The organism is Streptomyces sp. BJ20 (assembly GCF_022869105.1).
In the GTDB taxonomy this organism is placed as follows: domain Bacteria; phylum Actinomycetota; class Actinomycetes; order Streptomycetales; family Streptomycetaceae; genus Streptomyces; species Streptomyces griseoincarnatus.
The window spans coordinates 6,160,252-6,178,632 of sequence record NZ_CP094918.1; the positions used below are offsets into that span (position 1 = coordinate 6,160,252).

The following is an 18,381-nucleotide window of genomic DNA, read 5'->3' on the forward strand; positions in this document are numbered from 1 at the left end:
TGGGTGCGGAGCGGCAGTGGGCCGCTCCGCACCGGTGAGGCGGGGCCCGGTGTCAGGCGGACATGGGGCGCTGCATCCGGATCGACTGCAGCAGCCCTATGGCCAGCCACACCGCGAACATCGAGGATCCGCCGTAGGACACGAACGGCAGCGGCAGACCGGTGACCGGCATGATGCCCAGGGTCATGCCGATGTTCTCGAAGGTCTGGAAGGCGAACCAGGCGACGATGCCCGCCGCGACGATCGTGCCGTAGAGGTCGGTGGTGTCGCGGGCGATGCGGCAGGCGCGCCAGAGGATGATGCCGAGCAGGCCGATGATCAGCGCGCCGCCCACGAAGCCCAGTTCCTCGCCGGCGACCGTGAAGACGAAGTCGGTCTGCTGCTCGGGGACGAACTGGCCGGTGGTCTGCGAGCCCTGGAAGAGGCCGGAGCCGGTCAGTCCGCCGGAGCCGATGGCGATGCGGGCCTGGTTGGTGTTGTAGCCGACGCCGGCCGGGTCGAGTTCCGGGTTGGCGAACGCTGCGAAGCGGTTGATCTGGTACTCGTCGAGGATCCCGAGCTGCCAGACGGCGATCGCGCCGGCCGCTCCCGCGCCGATCAGGCCGAAGATCCAGCGGTTGGAGGCGCCGGAGGCGAGCAGCACGCCGAGCACGATGACGACCATCACCATGACCGACCCGAGGTCGGGCATGAGCATCACGATCAGCATCGGCACGACGGCGAGGCCGAGCGCCTGGAGCACCGTGCGGTGGTCGGGGTAGGGCTTGTCGCCCGCGTCGACCCGCGCCGCCAGCAGCATCGCCATGCCCAGGATGATCGTGATCTTCACGAACTCCGAGGGCTGGAGGGAGAAGCCGCCGGGCAGCTTGATCCAGGAGTGGGCGCCGTTGATCGTGGAGCCCAGCGGGGTGAGCACCAGCAGGATCAGGAACACCGAGGCGCCGTACAGCAGGGGGACCGCCGTGCGCAGCCCGCGGTGGCCGAGCCAGATGGCGCCGATCATCAGGGCGACGCCGATGCCGGTGTTCAGCCAGTGGCGGACCAGGAAGTAGTACGGGTCGCCCTGGTTCAGCTCGGTGCGGTTGCGGGTGGCCGAGTAGACCAGCAGCGAGCCCAGCAGGGACAGGGCGAGCGCCGCGAGCAGTATCGGCCAGTCCAGCCGGCGGGCCAGGCCGTCGCGGGCGAACACCCGCGTCCAGCCGGCCCGCTCGGGTCCGTACCCGGAGACCTGGAAGCTGTTGACGCCGCCGGTCATGACGCCGTCCTCTCCGGGCGTGCCGCGCGCGGCCGGGGGGCGCGGCGGCGTGGGTGTCCTCCGCCGCGGCCGGGGCCGCCGCCTCGCCGTCGTCGTCCGCGGCGGGTGTCGCGGTTGGTGTTCTCCGGCGACGGGGTCGTGCCCGCCTGCTGGGGGTCGGCGGGGTCGTCGCCCTGCGGGGTGGTGGCCTCGGCGTCCGGTGAGGGTGAGGGGCGGAACTCCTTGGCGAAGTCCTTGGCGATCTTCGGCGAGGTGATGGTGCCGTCCGTGCGGACCTTGGGAAGGGTCTTCTGCGGCTTGGGCAGCAGCGCCTTCTTGTTGTCGATCTCGCCGTCCTCGGACACGCCGTAGAGGGCGTTGTAGATGTTGCGCACGGCGGGGCCCGAGGCGCCGGAACCGGTACCGCCCTGGGAGATCGTCATCACGATCGAGTAGTCCTCGGTGTAGGTGGCGAACCACGAGGTGGTCTGCTTGCCGTACACCTCGGCCGTACCGGTCTTGGCGTGCATCGGGATCTTGTCCTGCGGCCAGCCCCCGAACCGCCACGCGGCCGTACCGCGGGTGGCGACTCCCTCGAGGGCTTCGTCTATCTGCGCGAGCGTCTTCTTCGACGTCGGCAGCTTGCCGTGGGCCTGGGGCTCGATCTCCTTGACCGTCCGGCCGTCGGGGCTGATGACGGCCTTGCCGACGGTGGGGTTGTAGAGGGTGCCGCCGTTGGAGATGGCCGCGTAGATGGTGGCCATCTGGATGGGCGTGACCATGGTGTCGCCCTGGCCGATGGAGTAGTTCACCGAGTCACCGGCGCGCAGGCGGTTGCCTTCGAGGCAGTTCTCGTAGGCGATCTGCTCGGCGTAGCTGCCGCCCTTCTTGCCGTACTTGCACCAGGCGTCCTTGTTGGCCTTCCAGTAGTCGGCCTTCCACTGGCGGTCGGGGACGCGGCCGGTGACCTCGTTGGGCAGGTCGATGCCGGTCTCCTCGCCGAGGCCGAACTGGTGGGCGGTCTTGTAGAACCAGTCGTTGGGGTTCTTCTTCGGCTTGTTGCCGCCGTCGCGCTTCCACTCCTCGTGGGAGAGGGCGTAGAAGACGGTGTCGCAGGAGACTTCGAGGGCCCGGCCCAGGCTGATCGCACCGTGGTTCTGCGACTCGAAGTTCTTGAAGACCTGGCCGCCGATGGAGTACGAGCTGGAGCAGTTGTAGGGACCCTCGAAGGAGTAGCCGGCCTTGATGGCGGCGGCCGTCGGGATCACCTTGAAGATGGAGCCGGGCGCCGACAGGCCCTGGATGGCGCGGTTCAGCAGCGGGTAGTTGGACTTCTTGCCGGTGAGCTCGGCGTAGTCCTTGGCGGAGATGCCGCCGACCCAGGCGTTGGGGTCGTAGGTCGGGTTGGAGGCCATGGCGACGACGCGGCCGGTCTTGGCCTCCATGACGACGACGGCGCCGGAGTCGGCCTCGTAGTTCCGGTTGGTGTTGCGGTCGTGCTGCTTGCGGGCCTCCTTCATCGCCTCGTTCAGCTCGTACTCGGCGATGCGCTGTACGCGGGAGTCGATGCTGGTGACGAGGTTGGCGCCGGGCTCGGCCGGGTCGGACTCGGCCTGGCCGAGGACGCGGCCGAGCTTGTCGACCTCGTAGCGGGTGACGCCGGCCTTGCCGCGCAGCTGCTTGTCGTACTGCCGCTCCAGGCCGGAGCGGCCGACCATGTCGGAGCGCAGGTAGGGCGAGTCGGTGTCCTGGGCCTGCTGGATCTCCTCGTCGGTGACCGGCGAGAGGTAGCCGAGGACCTGGGCGGTGTTGGCCTTGCCGGGGCTCGGGTAGCGGCGCAGCGCCTGGGGCTCGGCGGTGATGCCGGGGAAGTCCTCGGCGCGCTCGCGGATCTGCAGGGCCTGCTTGGGGGTGGCCTCGTCGGTGATGGGGATCGGCTGGTACGGCGAGCCGTTCCAGCAGGGCTGGGGGGTCTCGGCGTTGCACAGCCGGACCTTCGTCATGACGTCCTCGGGCTTCATGCCGAGGACGCCGGCCAGCTTGGTGAGGACCGCCTCGCCGTCGTCCTTCATCTTCATGAGGTCCGTGCGCGAGGCGGAGACGACCAGCCGCGTCTCGTTGTCCGCGAGGGGCACGCCGCGGGCGTCCAGGATGGAGCCGCGCACGGCGGGCTGGACGACCTGCTGCACGTGGTTGCCGGAGGCCTCCTTGGCGTACTGGTCGCCCTCACGGATCTGGAGGTACCACAGCCGCCCGCCGAGGGTGCCGAGCAGGGAGATGACGAGGACCTGGATGACGACGAGCCGGACCTGGACGCGTGTGCTGCGGCCGGTCTCGGGGATGTTGGTCACGCTGCTTCCTCCCCTCTCAGAGCGCGTGCGTGCGGATGGTGACTAGTGGTGAACGACCGGCCGGTGGACGCGCGTTCCAGCCGTATTCACCCGTACCGGTGAAGTTTCGGTAGGTCACAGGCGCTTGACCCCCTTGATGCGTCCGGCGCGGGCCGAGCGGGCGCGGGCCGCCTTGACCCGCAGGCCGTTGCGCTGGCCGCCGATGCGCAGGCCGGTGCCGCCGGACAGCCAGCCCGAGGAGAGGTCGCCGGACTTGCCGGAGCTGGTCTCGGCGAGCGGGTCGTTCTCGGCGCGCCGCGCCAGGGCCATCACGCCCGGCACCACGAAGGGCGCGAGCAGGAGGTCGTACAGGGCGGCGGTGAACAGCAGGCCGCTGAGGCCGACATGACGGGCCGCGGTGTCTCCGACGAGGGCGCCGACGCCGGCGTAGAGCAGGGTCGAGCCGACGGCGGCGGCGACCACCACGAGCATCGGTCCTGCCGCCGTCTTCACCTGCCCGCTCTCGGGTTTGACGAGTCCGGCGAGGTAGCCGATGACGCACAGCACGAGGGCGTAGCGCCCGGCGGCGTGGTCGGCGGGCGGGGCGAGGTCGGCGAGGAGGCCGGCGGCGAAGCCGACGAGGGCGCCGCCGACGTGGCCGTAGACGAGGGCGAGTCCGAGGACGACGAGCAGCAGCAGGTCGGGGACGGCGCCGGGGAGGTGGAGGCGGGCGAGGACGCTCACCTGGACGACGAGGGCGACGACGATCAGCGAGCTGGAAAGCAGGATCCGGTTGACGCGCATGGGGTGACAGCTCCTACTGCTCTTGCTGGTCGGGACCGTCGGCGGGCGCCGAGGGCGTGACGGTCACGGTCACGGTCGGCGTGGGGGTCGGCTTGGGCTTCGCGGGCAGCACCGTGTCGCGGGGGTCCTTCTTCGGCGCCTGGACGACGACGCCGACCACGTCCAGCTTGCTGAAGTTGACGAACGGCGTGACGTACAGGGTGCGGGTCAGGTCGCCGCCGGAGGGGTCGACGCGGGAGACGACGCCGACGGGGACGCCCGGCACGAACGGCTTGTCGGCCTGCGAGCCGAAGGTGACCAGCCGGTCGCCCTTCTTGATCTCCGCCTTGCCGTTGAGCAGTTCGACGCGCAGCGGGCGGTCGCCCTGGCCGGAGGCGAAGCCGAGTTCGTCGCCGGCCTCCATGCGGGTGCCGACGGTGAAGTCGGGGTCGCTGGCGAGCAGCACGGTGGCGGTGCTCGGCCCGACGGTGGTGACGCGGCCGACCAGGCCGTCGCCGTTGAGGACGGTCATGTCGCGCTCGATGCCGTCGTCGGCGCCGGCGTCGATGGTGATGGTCCAGGAGAAGCCCTGGGCCGCTCCTATGGCGATGACCTGGGCGCCCTTGATGCCGTACTGGCCCTTGCCGGCGACGCCGAGCAGCTTGTCGAGCTGCTTGAGGCGGCTGCGGCTGCGGTCGTCGCTGCCGAGTTCGGCCTTGAGCGCCGCGTTCTCCCGCTCCAGCTGGGCGAGCCGGTCGTGGCGGTCGCCGGACTCGCGGACGGCGGTGACGGCGTTGCCGATCGGGTCGACCGCGCCGGACACGCCGTTCTCGATCGGGCCGAAGACCGACGCCGCCGCCTGGCGGGCACCGTCGACCGGCGAATCCTCCCCGCCGCGGATGTCCACCGTGATCAGCGCGAACGCGATGGCGATCAGCAGCACCAGGAGCAACCGGCTCTCTTTCGTGTCCCTCACGTGCGGCGGCCGTGCCTTCCTCGTCGAGAACGGGTGGGAGGTGGTTTCTGTTCAGGTGTCAGGTCGTGTGAGGGGTCTCCGGGGCGTCACCGCCCGGATCGCCCCTCGACACCAGCGCTCCGCCGCACGGGAGGGAAGGTCCCGTGCGGCGGAGTCGTGGCGGTGTGTCATCGGCGGGGAGCGGCGTCCAGGACTTGCTGCAGCGCCTCGAACTCCTCGACGCACTTGCCGGAGCCGAGCGCCACGCTGTCCAGCGGGTCCTCGGCGATGTGGATCGGCATGCCGGTCTCCCGGCGCAGCCGCTCGTCGAGGCCGCGCAGCAGGGCGCCGCCGCCGGTCAGCACGATGCCCCGGTCCATGATGTCGCCGGACAGCTCGGGCGGGCACTTGTCGAGGGTCGTCTTGACCGCGTCCACGATGGCGTTGACCGGTTCCTCGATGGCCTTGCGCACCTCGGCGGCGGAGATCACCACGGTCTTCGGCAGTCCGGAGACGAGGTCCCGGCCGCGGATTTCGGTGTGCTCGTCGGTGTCGAGGTCGTACGCCGAACCGATCGTGATCTTGATCTGTTCCGCCGTCCGCTCACCCAGCAGGAGCGAGTACTCCTTCTTGATGTGCTGGATGATGGCGTTGTCCAGTTCGTCGCCCGCGACGCGGATGGACTGCGCGGTGACGATGCCGCCGAGGGAGATGACCGCGACCTCCGTCGTGCCGCCGCCGATGTCCACCACCATGTTGCCGGTGGCCTCGTGGACCGGCAGTCCTGAGCCGATGGCGGCCGCCATGGGCTCCTCGATGATGTGCACCTGGCGGGCGCCGGCCTGGGACGACGCCTCGATGACGGCGCGGCGCTCGACGCCCGTGATGCCGGAGGGCACGCAGACGACGACCCGCGGACGAGCCAGATACCGCCGCTTGTGGATCTTCAGGATGAAGTAGCGGAGCATCCGCTCGGTGATCTCGAAGTCGGCGATGACGCCGTCCTTCAGCGGGCGCACGGCGACGATGTTGCCCGGCGTGCGTCCGATCATCTTCTTCGCTTCGGCACCGACCGCGAGGATGCCACCGGTGTTGGTGTTGATCGCGACGACGGACGGCTCGTTGAGTACGATTCCGCGACCCCTGACGTACACCAGCGTGTTGGCGGTCCCGAGGTCGACAGCCATGTCACGGCCGATGAACGACATTGAGTTCCCCATCAGGATTCGTCTGGCCTTCCCACAAGCTTTTGAGGGCTTTTCAGGTCGGCGAGGTGGGTGCGGTGACGCGATGGCGTCCATGGTAGACGTGCCTTCGCGCACACGGTGCGAGGGTCTTCGCCATTGTCATCAGATGGCGGGTCGCCCTGCCTTCGGAGACGGGCCAACGGGGGCATCCGTTCCCCCGAACGCCGTGCATATGCCAGAAAAGACCCGAGGGCAAAGCTCCCAGACGATGCGAGGTGCGACAAATACCCGGGCCGCGTCCGCGACGTGATCGTTATGCGCGGATTCCCTCGCGGCGGCGCGCCCTCGCGCGGCGCGTCCCGCGTGTGCCCGCGCGGCCGCACCGGGTCACCGCCGGGCCCGCCCGGAGGGGCAGGCGCGCCGGTCACGGCCGTGACCGGCGCGCGTCGGGGGACGCTCAGGCGCGGCCCGGGAAGAAGATCTTGATCTCGCGCGCGGAGGACTCCTCCGAGTCGGACGCGTGGATCAGGTTCTCGCGGACGATGACGCCGTAGTCACCGCGGATGGAGCCCGGGGCGGCGGCGATCGGGTCGGTCGGGCCGGCCAGCCGGCGCAGGCCCTCGATGACCCGCTCGCCCTCGACGATCATCGCGACGACCGGGCCGGACGCCATGAACTCCACCAGCGGCTCGTAGAAGGGCTTGCCCTTGTGCTCGCCGTAGTGCTGCTCCAGCGTGTCCTGGTCCAGGGTGCGCAGCTCCAGCGCGGTGATCCTCCAGCCGGCCTTGCGCTCGATGCGGCTGATGATCTCGCCGGTCAGGCCACGACGGACGGCGTCGGGCTTGAGGAGGACGAGGGTGCGCTGGCTCACTGCGGGCTCCTTGTGGGTCAAACGGTGCGGGGCACCGAGATTACCGGGCGTGTCGGACGGCCCGTCACGCAGTGTCGGGCTGCTCCGCCTGTGCGGCGAAACGGGCCTTCGCCTCGTCCACCTTTCGCCCGAAGTGCACCGAAGCCCACCACAGCACCGCGAACAACGCGCCCATGAAGAACATCATCGGGACGAACACGCCGGAGGCGATGAGCGCGATCTGCAGCGCCCAGCCGAGGGCCACCCCGCCCGGCCGGCCGACCATCCCGCACAGGGCGACCGACAGGAACATGGCGATGCCGCAGACCGTCCACACCGTGCCGGTGGACAGGTCGGGCTGCTTCATGGCGACGAGACCGGCGAACCCGATCACGAAGAACTCGCCGATCAGCGTCGAAGAACAGAGCGTACGCACGGGGTGTCAGCCCTTCCCCAGGAGCAGCCGGGCCTCGCCGACCGTGATGACGGAACCGGTGACGAGAACGCCGCCGCCCGCGAACTCGCCCTCCTCCTCGGCCAGCGTGATCGCGGCCTCCAGGGCGTCGGGCAGCCGCGGCTCGACCTGCACGCGCTCCTCCCCGAACACCTCCACGGCGATCGCGGCGAGCGCGTCGGCGTCCATCGCGCGGTGGCTGGAGTTCTGGGTGACGACGACCTCGGCGAAGACCGGCTCGAACGCCTCCAGCAGCTCGCGCACGTTCTTGTCGGCGCTCGCACCGACCACGCCGATGAGGTTGCTGAACTGGAAGGCCTCCCCGATCGTGTCGGCCGCCGCCCGGGCGCCGGCCGGGTTGTGGGCGGCGTCCAGGACGACGGTCGGCGACCTGCGGACGACCTCCATGCGGCCCGGCGAGGCGACGGAGGCGAACGCCTTGCGCACGGTGTCGATGTCGAGCGGCCGGGCGTGCCGGGAACCGACGCCGAAGAACGCCTCGACGGCCGCGAGGGCCACCGCCGCGTTGTGCGCCTGGTGCGCGCCGTGCAGCGGCAGGTACACCTCGGTGTACTCGCCGCCCAGCCCGCGCAGCGTCATCAGCTGGCCGCCGACGGCGACCTGCCGGTCCAGGACGCCGAACTCCAGGCCCTCGCGGGCCACGGTGGCGCCCACCTCGACGGCCTTCTTCAGCAGCACCTGCGCCGCGTCCACCGGCTGCTGCGCCATGATCACCGTCGCGTCCTGCTTGACGATGCCGGCCTTCTCGGTGGCGATCTCGGCGGGCGTGGTGCCCAGCCGGTCGGTGTGGTCCAGGTCGATCGGCGTCACCACGGCGACCCCTGCGTCGATGACGTTCGTCGCGTCCCAGGTGCCGCCCATGCCGACCTCGACGACGGCCACGTCCACGGGCGCGTCGGCGAAGGCGGCGTACGCCATGCCGGTCAGCACCTCGAAGAAGGACAGCCGGTACTCCTGTGCGGAGTCGACCATCTCCACGTACGGCTTGACGTCCTGGTACGTCTCGATGAACCGCTCGGCGGAGACGGGAGCCCCGTCCAGGCTGATCCGCTCGGTGACCGACTGGACGTGCGGGGAGGTGTAGCGGCCGGTGCGCAGGTCGAAGGCGCCGAGGAGCGCCTCGATCATGCGGGCGGTGGAGGTCTTGCCGTTGGTGCCCGTGATGTGGATCGAGGGGTACGAGCGCTGCGGCTCGCCCAGGACGTCCATCAGGGCGGCGATGCGGTCCACCGACGGCTCGAGCTTGGTCTCGCCCCAGCGGGTGGCGAGCTCCGCCTCCACCTCGCGCAGGGCCTTGTCGACCTCGGGGTCGGCGGGGCGCGCCGGGACGTCCGCCTGCGGCGGGCCGCCCTGGGTGCGCAGCGTACGGCTGCCGGCCTCGATCACCGCCAGGTCGGGGTCGCGGCGGGTCTCCTCCTCCACGAGCTCCGCGAACTCGTCGAAGGTGTCGTCCGGGTCGGGACCTGCTGAATCTGGGCGCTCGCTCACGGTCCCCAGTCTACGGAGCGGCGCGGGTGGTCCCCCGCACACCCCGGCGCGGCGTCAGCCGAGCCACTTCCGCCAGCCCGGCCGCCCCCACAGCAGGCTCACGGCGAAGGACAGCGCGGCCGCCGCCAGCGCGGTCACGGCCAGCGCGGCCGGCGCCCAGGGCCCGTCCGGCAGCCGCCCGGCGACCGGCGCCACCAGCAGCCGCACCCACAGCAGATGCACCAGGTACGTCCCGAACGACGCGTCCGACAGCCGCGCCACCAGCGGCCGCACCCGCTCCGGCACCCGCACGCCGGCCACCGTGCCGATCACCGCGAAGGTCAGGGCGGCCACGGCCACGCCCCCGTACGCGGCGGGGTGGCGCACCGTGAGCTGGTACACGGCGAGGGCGGCGAAGGCGACGGCCGCGCCCGCGGCCCACAGCGCCCTCGGTCCGAGGCGCGGGGCGGCGAGCAGGGCGGCGCCCGCCACCGCGTACACCACCGTGGACAGCGGCACCGACCAGCCCCAGTCGGGCGGGGCCCAGCCGGTGATCTCCCGCACGTCCCCGGCGAGCGCGGGCGCGACCGCGAGGGCGACGAGCAGCGCCAGGGACCTGCGGGGCACGGCGCGCCGCCGCACCACCAGCACCAGGACGCCGAGCAGCAGGAGCAGCGGGACGTAGGCGTACAGGTACCAGAGGTGGAAGGCCGCCTCGACGGAGCCGAAGAGCGCCCGCGCCGCCTCCTCGCCCGTGCCGGCGCCGGATGCGCCGGTGACGTACGCGCACAGCAGGTAGAGGGCGGTCCACACGGCCATCGGGCGCAGGATCCGGCCGAGCCGGGACAGCAGGCGGGTCTCGTCGTCCACGGGAGCGCCGGACAGCGCGGCCCAGCCGGCCATGGCGAAGAACACCGGCACCGCGAACCGCCCGGCCGTGTCGCCGAGGATCCCGGTGGTGCGGTGGCCCGCGTCGATGAACGCGGCGGAGGCGTGCACCAGGACCACGGCGGCGGTGCACAGCACGCGCAGCAGGTCGACGTCGTGGCGCCGCTCCCGGCCGGGGGTGCGGTCCGGCGTGTCCTGTGCGGCGGACGGCACGGCGGCGGGGGACGCGGGAGAGGACATCGGCGGGGCGCTCCTGGCGGCGGGATCCTGCGGCGGGCGGTTCCGCAGGTTCCCTCTCCCGGGTTACGGGGCCCCCACCACGACGTGAACGGCCCCCGGCCGGGACGTACCGGTCGGGGGCCGTTCGCACCGCGAGCCTGCGGTCAGGCCTGGGGCAGCCGCTCGAGCTGCGTGCGGACGCGGACGATGTCCTCCTCCGCCTTGGCGAGCCGCGTGCGGATCTTGTCGACCACGTGGTCCGGGGCCTTCGCCAGGAACGCCTCGTTGCCGAGCTTCGCCGTCGCCTGGGCCTTCTCCTTCTCGGCGGCGGCGAGGTCCTTGGCGAGCCGCTTGCGCTCGGCGGCGACGTCGATCACGCCGGACAGGTCCAGCGCGACCTCGACACCGGCGACGGGCAGGGTCGCGGTCGCCGTGAAGGAGTCGCCCTCGGGCTGGAGGCGCAGCAGCTGGCGGATGGCCGGCTCGTGCGCGGCGAGGGCGGTGCCGTCCAGCGCGAGCCGGGCCGGGACCCGCTGGCCGGGCTGGAGGCCCTGGTCGGCGCGGAACCGGCGGACCTCGGTGATCACCGACTGGAGCGTCCCGATCTCCCGCTCGGCGGCCTCGTCGCGGAAGCCGCTGTCGGACGGCCAGTCGGCGATGACGACGGACTCACCGCCGGTCAGCGTCGTCCACAGGGTCTCGGTGACGAACGGGACCACCGGGTGCAGCAGCCGCAGCGTGACGTCGAGGACCTCGCCGAGGACCCGCTTGCTGACCTCGGCCGCCTCGCCGCCGGCCTGGAAGGTCGTCTTGGACAGCTCGACGTACCAGTCGAAGACCTCGTCCCAGGCGAAGTGGAACAGCGCGTCCGACAGCTTCGCGAACTGGTAGTCGTCGTAGTACGCGTCGACCTCGGAGACGACGGAGTTCAGCCGGGACAGGATCCAGCGGTCGGTGGGCGACATCTTCGACGCGTCCGGCAGCGGGCCCTCGACCGTGGCGCCGTTCATCAGCGCGAAGCGCGTGGCGTTCCAGATCTTGTTGGCGAAGTTGCGCGAGCCCTGGACCCAGTCCTCGCCGATCGGGACGTCGACGCCCGGGTTGGCGCCGCGCGCCAGGGTGAAGCGGAGCGCGTCGGAGCCGTACTTGTCCATCCAGTCCAGCGGGTTGACCACGTTCCCGAAGGACTTGGACATCTTCTTGCCGTTCTGGTCACGGACCATGCCGTGCAGGGCGATGGTGTGGAACGGCGGGGTGCCGTCCATCGCGTAGAGGCCGAACATCATCATCCGGGCGACCCAGAAGAAGAGGATGTCGTAGCCGGTGAGCAGGACGGAGTTCGGGTAGAACTTCGCGAGCGACTCGGTCTGCTCGGGCCAGCCCAGCGTGGAGAACGGCCACAGGCCGGAGGAGAACCAGGTGTCGAGGACGTCGGAGTCCTGGCGCCAGCCCTCACCGCTCGGCGGCTCCTCGTCGGGTCCGACGCAGACGACCTCGCCGTCCGGCCCGTACCAGACGGGGATGCGGTGGCCCCACCACAACTGCCGGGAGATGCACCAGTCGTGGAGGTTGTCGACCCAGTCGAAGTAGCGCTTCTCCATCTCCTGCGGGTGGATCGTGACGCGGCCGTCGCGGACCGCGTCACCGGCGGCCTTGGCGAGCGGGCCGACCTTGACCCACCACTGCATGGACAGCCGCGGCTCGATGGTGGTGCCGCACCGCGAGCAGTGGCCGACGGAGTGGACGTAGGGGCGCTTCTCGGCGACGATCCGGCCCTCGGCGCGCAGCGCGGCGACGATGGCGGAGCGCGCCTCGAGGCGGTCCAGGCCCTGGAAGGGGCCGTGCGCGGTGATGACGGCGTGCTCGTCCATCACGGCGATGGACGGCAGGTCGTGGCGCTGGCCGATCTCGAAGTCGTTCGGGTCGTGGGCCGGGGTCACCTTGACGGCGCCGGTGCCGAACTCGGGGTCGACGTGCTCGTCGGCGACGACCGGGATGGAGCGGTCGGTCAGCGGCAGCTTGACGAGCTTGCCGATGAGGTGCTTGTAGCGCTCGTCCCCGGGGTGGACGGCGACGGCGGTGTCGCCGAGCATCGTCTCCGCGCGGGTCGTGGCGACGACGATGGTCTCGTCACCGTCTCCGTACTTCATGGAGACGAGCTCGCCGTCGTCGTCCTGGTAGTTGACCTCGATGTCGGAGATCGCGGTCAGACAGCGCGGGCACCAGTTGATGATGCGCTCGGCGCGGTAGATCAGCTCGTCGTCGTAGAGCCGCTTGAAGATCGTCTGGACGGCCTTGGACAGGCCCTCGTCCATGGTGAAGCGCTCACGCGTCCAGGCGACGCCGTCACCGAGGCGGCGCATCTGGCCGCCGATCTGGCCGCCGGACTCCGCCTTCCACTTCCAGACCCGCTCGACGAACGCCTCGCGTCCCAGGTCGTGGCGGGACTTGCCCTCCTTGGCGAGCTCCCGCTCGACCACGTTCTGCGTGGCGATGCCGGCGTGGTCCATGCCGGGCTGCCACAGCGTCTCGTACCCCTGCATGCGCTTGCGGCGGGTCAGGGCGTCGATCAGCGTGTGCTCGAAGGCATGGCCCAGGTGGAGGCTGCCGGTGACGTTCGGCGGAGGGATGACGATGGTGTATGGAGGCTTGTCGCTCTTCGCGTCCGCCTCGAAGTAACCCCGCTCCACCCAGCGCTCGTACAGCGGCCCCTCTACGTCGGCCGGCGCGTACTGGGTCGGCAGTTCGGTCGTGGGCGCTGGTGGCTGCTGCTGAGCGTTGTCGGTCACGCGCCCAGTTTAGAGGCGTCACGGCGGTGTCCCGAAACGCGTTTCGTTTGTAACGGTGCGACCCCCACCGGTCTGGAGTCGTTGACTCTGAGCCAGGATGTCAGCAGAAGTTGAGCGTCTCGAGGGGAACCGAGTCATGAGTCACCACCAGCCGGGGCCGTACGGCGGGCAGCCGCAGCAGCCTGGCCCGTACGGACAGCAGGGACCGTACGGCGGGCAGCCGCAGACCCCGCATCCCGGCTACGGCTACCCCCAGCAGGCGCCCCCGCCGGCCCAGCCCGGCTACGGCTACCCGCAGCCGCAGCCCGGGGTGCCTCCGCAGCAGCCCCCGTACGGGCAGCCGCAGTACGCACAGCAGCCCCCGTACGGACAGCCCCAGTACGGCGTGCCGCCGCAGCCCCCGGCCTCCGGCGGCGGTGGCGGCGGCAAGGTGGCCGCGATCGTCGTCGGCGCCGTCGCGGTCGTCACGGCCATCGGCGTCGGCGCGTACCTCCTCATGGGCGGCGACGGCGGCAGCACCGCGGCCGGCCTGACGGACGACGGCCCGCACAAGCTGACCGTGCCGAAGACCGTGCTGGGCGAGTACCAGCGGTTCGGCGACGGCTCGGAGGAGAGCGGCTCGGAGACCGCGAAGGACATGGAGAAGAGCGGGGTCGAGAACGGCACCGCCATCCTCGGCCAGTGGTCCACCGCCGACTTCGGGGACTACGACCCGGCCGACCCCAGCACCGCGGACGACTTCCCCGACCAGTCGGAACTGCTGACCGCCAAGGGCATCACCATGGTGGGCGGTTACGGCGAGATCGCCGACCCGCAGAAGACGCTGGACAAGTTCTTCGCCAACATCCAGGAGCAGGTGGAGAAGAGCTCGGAGCAGAACACCGGGGGCATGGAGAACGCGGAGCTCGTCGGCGAGCCCGAGGAGGTCGAGATCGCCGGTACCGTGGCCAAGTGCCAGTCGACGAAGAGCACCAACGCGCTCACCAAGAAGGAGTCGACGGACTGGTTCTGCGCCTGGGCCGACCGCAGCACGGTCGGCATGGTCTCGCCCGGCGACAACGCCGGCACGGGGGTCGGCAAGGACACGGCGGTCGACCTCACCACCAAGCTCCGCGAGCAGATCCGCGTCAAGGTCTGACGGCACCGCAGCAGCGAACACGAGGGGGAACCCAGTCATGAGCTTCAACCAGCCGGGCCCGTACGGCGGCCAGCCCCAGCAGCCCGGCCCGTACGGCCAGCAGCCGGGACCGTACGGCCAGCAGCCGCAGACCCCGCCCCAGCCGCAGCCCGGCTACGGGTACCCCCAGCAGACACCCCCGCCCGGCCAGCCCGGCTACGGCTACCCGCAGCAGCCCGGCCACCCTGGCGTCCCGCCGCAGCAGCCGCCCTACGGCCAGCAGCCGCAGTACGGCATGCCGCCCCAGCCCCCCGCCTCCGGCGGTGGCGGCGGCAAGAAGGCCGGGATCATCGTCGGCGCGGTCGCGGTGGTCGCGGCCATCGGCGTGGGCGCCTACTTCCTGATCGGCGGCGGAGGCGCCGGCGGCCTGGAGGACGACGGCCCGCACAAGCTGACCGCGCCCGCGTCGGTCCTCTCGGACACGTACGACCGTCAGGGCCCGGCGCAGGAGGAGTCGGCCAGCTCCAGCGACGAGAAGGATCTGGCGAAGGCCGGGGTGAGCGACGCCACCTCGGTGGGCGCCGTCTACTCCACCACCGACCTCACGAAGCTGGACCCCGAGGACCCGGCCGACCTGGCGAAGCTGCAGACCGCGGAGAACATCACCTACTTCGGCGTCTACGGCAAGGTCGAGGACCCGGAGAAGGCCCTCGACGTGATGTTCACGCAGATGCACAAGAACACCGACGACAAGAAGGTCAAGCTGGTCGGCGAGCCCACGTCGGTGTCACCCGACGGGCTGGACGGCGCCGTGATGAAGTGCCAGGAGGCCGAGACCACGCACCCGGTCACCAACAAGGAGCAGACGACCTTCATGTGCGTGTGGGCCGACTACAGCACGCTCGCCGTGGTCGAGCCGACCGCCACCGGCAAGACGTACTCGCTCGACGAGTCCGCGGGCATGGCCGCCGACGTGCGCAAGGACGTGCGGGTCGCCAAGTAGTAGAACCTCACCACACGGAAAGGGCGTCCGGCGCAGTGCGCCGGACGCCCTTTCCGTGTGCCAGGGGGTTATGCCGTCTTCTGCTCGCCCGAGCCGCGGCCGCGCGAGTCGCGCGGGATGAGCGTCGGGTTGACGTTGGAGAGCACCACGTCCGCGGTGATGACCACGCGGGCCACGTCCTTGCGGGACGGCACCTCGTACATCACGCCCTGGAGGACCTCCTCCATGATGGCGCGCAGGCCGCGGGCGCCGGTCTGGCGCAGGATCGCCTGGTCGGCGATGGCCTCCAGCGCCTCACGCTCGAAGTCCAGCTCCACACCGTCGAGTTCGAACAGCCTTTGGTACTGCTTCACCAGCGCGTTGCGCGGCTCGACGAGGATCTGCAGCAGAGCCTCGCGGTCGAGGTTGTGCACGCTGGTGATGACGGGGAGCCGGCCGATGAACTCGGGGATCATGCCGAACTTGACCAGGTCCTCCGGCATGACCTCCTCGAACTGGTCCTTGGACTCCATCTCCCGCTTGGAGCGGATCGTCGCGCCGAAGCCGATGCCCTTGGCGCCCGCCCGGCCCTCGATGATCTTCTCAAGACCGGCGAAGGCGCCGCCCACGATGAACAGCACGTTCGTCGTGTCGATCTGGATGAACTCCTGGTGCGGGTGCTTGCGCCCGCCCTGCGGCGGCACCGAGGCGGTGGTGCCCTCGAGGATCTTCAGCAGCGCCTGCTGCACGCCCTCGCCGCTCACGTCCCGCGTGATCGACGGGTTTTCGCTCTTCCGGGCGACCTTGTCGATCTCGTCGATGTAGATGATCCCGGTCTCGGCCTTCTTGACGTCGTAGTCGGCCGCCTGGATCAGCTTGAGCAGGATGTTCTCGACGTCCTCGCCGACGTAGCCGGCCTCGGTGAGCGCCGTGGCGTCGGCGATCGCGAACGGGACGTTCAGCATGCGGGCGAGGGTCTGCGCCAACAGGGTCTTGCCGGAGCCCGTGGGGCCCAGCAGCAGGATGTTGGACTTCGCCAGCTCGATGGCGTCGTCACGGCCCTGGGCGCCGCCGTTCTCCCCGGCCTGGACGCGCTTGTAGTGGTTGTAGACCGCCACGGAGAGGGCCTTCTTGGCCGCCTCCTGGCCCACCACGTACCCCTCGAGGAACTCGTAGATCTCGCGGGGCTTGGGGAGCTCCTCCCACCGGACCTCGCTGGTCTCGGCGAGCTCCTCCTCGATGATCTCGTTGCAGAGGTCGATGCACTCGTCGCAGATGTACACACCGGGCCCTGCGATGAGCTTCTTGACCTGCTTCTGGCTCTTGCCGCAGAACGAGCACTTGAGCAGATCGCCGCCGTCACCGATGCGTGCCACGGTGTGCTTCCCCTTCGCCTGGGAGACGACCGGACGTCCGTGTCCGGCGGCTCCTGGTGCTGCCTTATGTCCGACGGTACCTTGCCTGGCCCCCCGTTCGGGCCCCCCTTGGCACGGTTCACTTTGACGTGGACCGTGCCAAACCGTGCCAAGGGGCGGCAGACGTTACACCCCAGCCGTGCCTCAGCGCAGGCTGGAGTTGTCCATCTTCCGGGTGGTGATGATCTGGTCGATCAGGCCGTACTCCAGCGCGTCCTCGGCCGTGAGGATCTTGTCGCGCTCGATGTCCTCGCGGATCTTCTCGATCGGACGGGTGGAGTGCTTGGCCAGCATGTCCTCCAGTTGCGTGCGCATGCGGAGGATCTCGTTGGCGGCGATCTCCAGGTCGGAGACCTGACCGCGGCCGGTCTCGCTGTACGGCTGGTGGATCAGCACCCGGGCGTTCGGCAGCGCCATGCGCTTGCCGGGCGTGCCGGCGGCGAGCAGGACGGCGGCGGCGGAGGCCGCCTGGCCCATGCACACGGTCTGGATGTCCGGCTTCACGTACTGCATCGTGTCGTAGATCGCGGTGAGCGCGGTGAAGGAGCCGCCGGGGCTGTTGATGTAGACCGAGATGTCCCGGTCGGGGTCCATCGACTCCAGGCACAGCAGCTGCGCCATGACGTCGTTGGCGGAGGCGTCGTCGATCTGCACGCCGAGGAAGATCACACGCTCCTCGAAGAGCTTCGCGTACGGGTCGTACTCGCGGATGCCCTGGGAGGTGCGCTCGACGAAGCGCGGAATGACGTAACGGGACTCGGCCTGCGGACCGGTGTAGCGGCCCTGCGAGCCGGACATGTCCTGCACGGCCTGCATACGGTCGTAGATCCCGCTGCCGGGGAATGCGTTCACGGTGTCTCCTGAAAGGGGCTGAGGCGGTCGGCTGGGGCTGCTGGGGCCCCGGGCTCTGTCACGGGCCCGGGCGGGGTCCTACGGGGCTCGTGGAGCCTCGCAGCACCTCTCAGGCCCCGGTGCCGCCGCCGCCCGGCATGCCGGCGGCCGTGGCGATCACGTCGTCGATGAGGCCGTACTCCTTGGCCTCGAAGGCGTCGAACCAGCGGTCACGGTCCGAGTCACGGGTGATCTGCTCGACCGTCTGGCCCGTGTGCTGGGCGGTGAGCTCGGCCATGCGCCGCTTGGTGTGCAGCAGCCGCTCGGCGTGGATCTTGATGTCCGAGGCGGAGCCGGCGAGGCCTGCGGAGGGCTGGTGGATCAGGATCTCGGCGTTGGGCAGCGCGAAGCGCTTGCCGGGCGTGCCCGCGCTGAGCAGGAACTGCCCCATGGACGCCGCGAGACCCATGGCGATCGTCACCACGTCGTTCTTGATGTACTGCATGGTGTCGTAGATCGCCATGCCGGCCGTGATCGAACCGCCGGGGCTGTTGATGTAGAGGTAGATGTCCTTGTCGGGGTCCGAGGCAAGGAGCAGCAGCTGTGCGGTGATCTTGTTCGCGATGTCGTCGTCGACCGGCTGGCCGAGGAAGATGATCCGCTCGCCGAGCAGCCGGTTGTAGACCTGGTCGCCGAGGCCACCACCGATGGAAGGCTCGCCGGCGGCTGAAGGCATCAGATTCGTCACGTATCCACCTGCTCGTCTTACGACGGCGCCGGGCCGTCTCACGTGTTCCCTGCGGGGCGGGAGCCGTATCGGAGACTCCACTGCCCTGGTATTCATGGACCCTAACGCGCG

15 protein-coding genes are annotated in these 18,381 nt (G+C 70.4%); 2 read left to right on the top strand and 13 right to left on the bottom strand.

Features of this window, described 5'->3' with window-relative positions; all coding sequences use genetic code 11:
- Positions 1 to 52: 52 nt before the first annotated feature.
- The 10 genes from rodA to MTR79_RS27835 all read right to left on the bottom strand — a co-directional run bounded on the left by rodA (position 53) and on the right by MTR79_RS27835 (position 13,177).
- The gene (gene rodA / locus MTR79_RS27790) at positions 53 to 1,255 is read right to left on the bottom strand and encodes a rod shape-determining protein RodA (RefSeq protein WP_048457898.1); all 1,203 of its coding nucleotides are present in this window, start codon (positions 1,253 to 1,255) and stop codon (positions 53 to 55) included.
- A complete protein-coding gene (gene mrdA, locus MTR79_RS27795) occupies positions 1,252 to 3,585 on the bottom strand; it encodes a penicillin-binding protein 2 (RefSeq protein ID WP_086698976.1) in 2,334 nt (777 codons plus the stop codon). The genes rodA and mrdA overlap by 4 nt, the downstream gene beginning before the upstream one ends.
- Positions 3,586 to 3,699: 114 nt before the next feature.
- Positions 3,700 to 4,368, bottom strand: a complete 669-nt coding sequence (gene mreD / locus MTR79_RS27800) for a rod shape-determining protein MreD (RefSeq protein WP_048457896.1) — start codon at positions 4,366 to 4,368, stop codon at positions 3,700 to 3,702.
- Between the two features lie 13 nt (positions 4,369 to 4,381).
- Complete coding sequence (mreC, locus tag MTR79_RS27805; protein ID WP_086698975.1) at positions 4,382 to 5,323, bottom strand: rod shape-determining protein MreC; 942 nt, start codon at positions 5,321 to 5,323, stop codon at positions 4,382 to 4,384.
- Between the two features lie 167 nt (positions 5,324 to 5,490).
- Positions 5,491 to 6,510, bottom strand: coding sequence for a rod shape-determining protein (locus MTR79_RS27810; protein WP_048457894.1), 1,020 nt, complete (start codon positions 6,508 to 6,510; stop codon positions 5,491 to 5,493).
- 436 nt (positions 6,511 to 6,946) lie between these two features.
- Positions 6,947 to 7,360: a nucleoside-diphosphate kinase gene (gene ndk / locus MTR79_RS27815; protein WP_086698973.1), complete on the bottom strand. Its 414-nt coding sequence runs from the start codon at positions 7,358 to 7,360 to the stop codon at positions 6,947 to 6,949.
- Positions 7,361 to 7,424: 64 nt separating this feature from the next.
- Positions 7,425 to 7,775 (bottom strand): DUF4233 domain-containing protein, encoded by a 351-nt coding sequence (locus MTR79_RS27820; RefSeq protein WP_086698972.1) that lies wholly within the window; start codon positions 7,773 to 7,775, stop codon positions 7,425 to 7,427.
- A 6-nt stretch (positions 7,776 to 7,781) separates the two neighbouring features.
- On the bottom strand, positions 7,782 to 9,302 hold the full coding sequence (locus MTR79_RS27825) for a folylpolyglutamate synthase/dihydrofolate synthase family protein (RefSeq protein ID WP_189365715.1): 1,521 nt from the start codon (positions 9,300 to 9,302) through the stop codon (positions 7,782 to 7,784).
- Between the two features lie 54 nt (positions 9,303 to 9,356).
- Positions 9,357 to 10,409, bottom strand: coding sequence for an acyltransferase (locus MTR79_RS27830; protein WP_086698969.1), 1,053 nt, complete (start codon positions 10,407 to 10,409; stop codon positions 9,357 to 9,359).
- Positions 10,410 to 10,552: 143 nt separating this feature from the next.
- Entirely contained in the window at positions 10,553 to 13,177 is a 2,625-nt protein-coding gene (locus tag MTR79_RS27835) for a valine--tRNA ligase (protein WP_244792199.1), read from the bottom strand.
- 136 nt (positions 13,178 to 13,313) lie between these two features.
- On the opposite strand from MTR79_RS27835, the gene MTR79_RS27840 reads away from it, so the two are divergent.
- Positions 13,314 to 14,315 carry a hypothetical protein gene (locus tag MTR79_RS27840; protein WP_244792200.1) on the top strand — a complete coding sequence of 334 codons (1,002 nt, stop codon included), beginning with the start codon at positions 13,314 to 13,316 and terminating at the stop codon, positions 14,313 to 14,315.
- A gap of 37 nt (positions 14,316 to 14,352) precedes the next feature.
- Positions 14,353 to 15,297 (top strand): hypothetical protein, encoded by a 945-nt coding sequence (locus MTR79_RS27845; RefSeq protein ID WP_086698964.1) that lies wholly within the window; start codon positions 14,353 to 14,355, stop codon positions 15,295 to 15,297.
- Between the two features lie 68 nt (positions 15,298 to 15,365).
- Here the strand turns inward: MTR79_RS27845 and clpX are convergent, their stop codons facing one another.
- From clpX to MTR79_RS27860, 3 genes are all read right to left on the bottom strand, one after another.
- Positions 15,366 to 16,652: an ATP-dependent Clp protease ATP-binding subunit ClpX gene (gene clpX, locus MTR79_RS27850; RefSeq protein WP_019527658.1), complete on the bottom strand. Its 1,287-nt coding sequence runs from the start codon at positions 16,650 to 16,652 to the stop codon at positions 15,366 to 15,368.
- Between the two features lie 183 nt (positions 16,653 to 16,835).
- Positions 16,836 to 17,543, bottom strand: coding sequence for an ATP-dependent Clp protease proteolytic subunit (locus MTR79_RS27855; protein WP_033276868.1), 708 nt, complete (start codon positions 17,541 to 17,543; stop codon positions 16,836 to 16,838).
- A gap of 109 nt (positions 17,544 to 17,652) precedes the next feature.
- Positions 17,653 to 18,258, bottom strand: coding sequence for an ATP-dependent Clp protease proteolytic subunit (locus tag MTR79_RS27860; RefSeq protein ID WP_006133589.1), 606 nt, complete (start codon positions 18,256 to 18,258; stop codon positions 17,653 to 17,655).
- Positions 18,259 to 18,381: the final 123 nt, after the last annotated feature.

Excerpts from the sequence above, each read along its gene's own strand:
- rodA (WP_048457898.1), bottom strand. The coding sequence starts at position 1,255 with ATGACCGGCGGCGTCAACAGCTTCCAGGTCTCCGGGTACGGACCCGAG.
- mreD (WP_048457896.1), bottom strand. The coding sequence starts at position 4,368 with ATGCGCGTCAACCGGATCCTGCTTTCCAGCTCGCTGATCGTCGTCGCC.
- MTR79_RS27810 (WP_048457894.1), bottom strand. The coding sequence starts at position 6,510 with ATGTCGTTCATCGGCCGTGACATGGCTGTCGACCTCGGGACCGCCAAC.
- MTR79_RS27830 (WP_086698969.1), bottom strand. The coding sequence starts at position 10,409 with ATGTCCTCTCCCGCGTCCCCCGCCGCCGTGCCGTCCGCCGCACAGGAC.
- MTR79_RS27840 (WP_244792200.1), top strand. The coding sequence starts at position 13,314 with ATGAGTCACCACCAGCCGGGGCCGTACGGCGGGCAGCCGCAGCAGCCT.
- MTR79_RS27845 (WP_086698964.1), top strand. The coding sequence starts at position 14,353 with ATGAGCTTCAACCAGCCGGGCCCGTACGGCGGCCAGCCCCAGCAGCCC.
- MTR79_RS27860 (WP_006133589.1), bottom strand. The coding sequence starts at position 18,258 with ATGCCTTCAGCCGCCGGCGAGCCTTCCATCGGTGGTGGCCTCGGCGAC.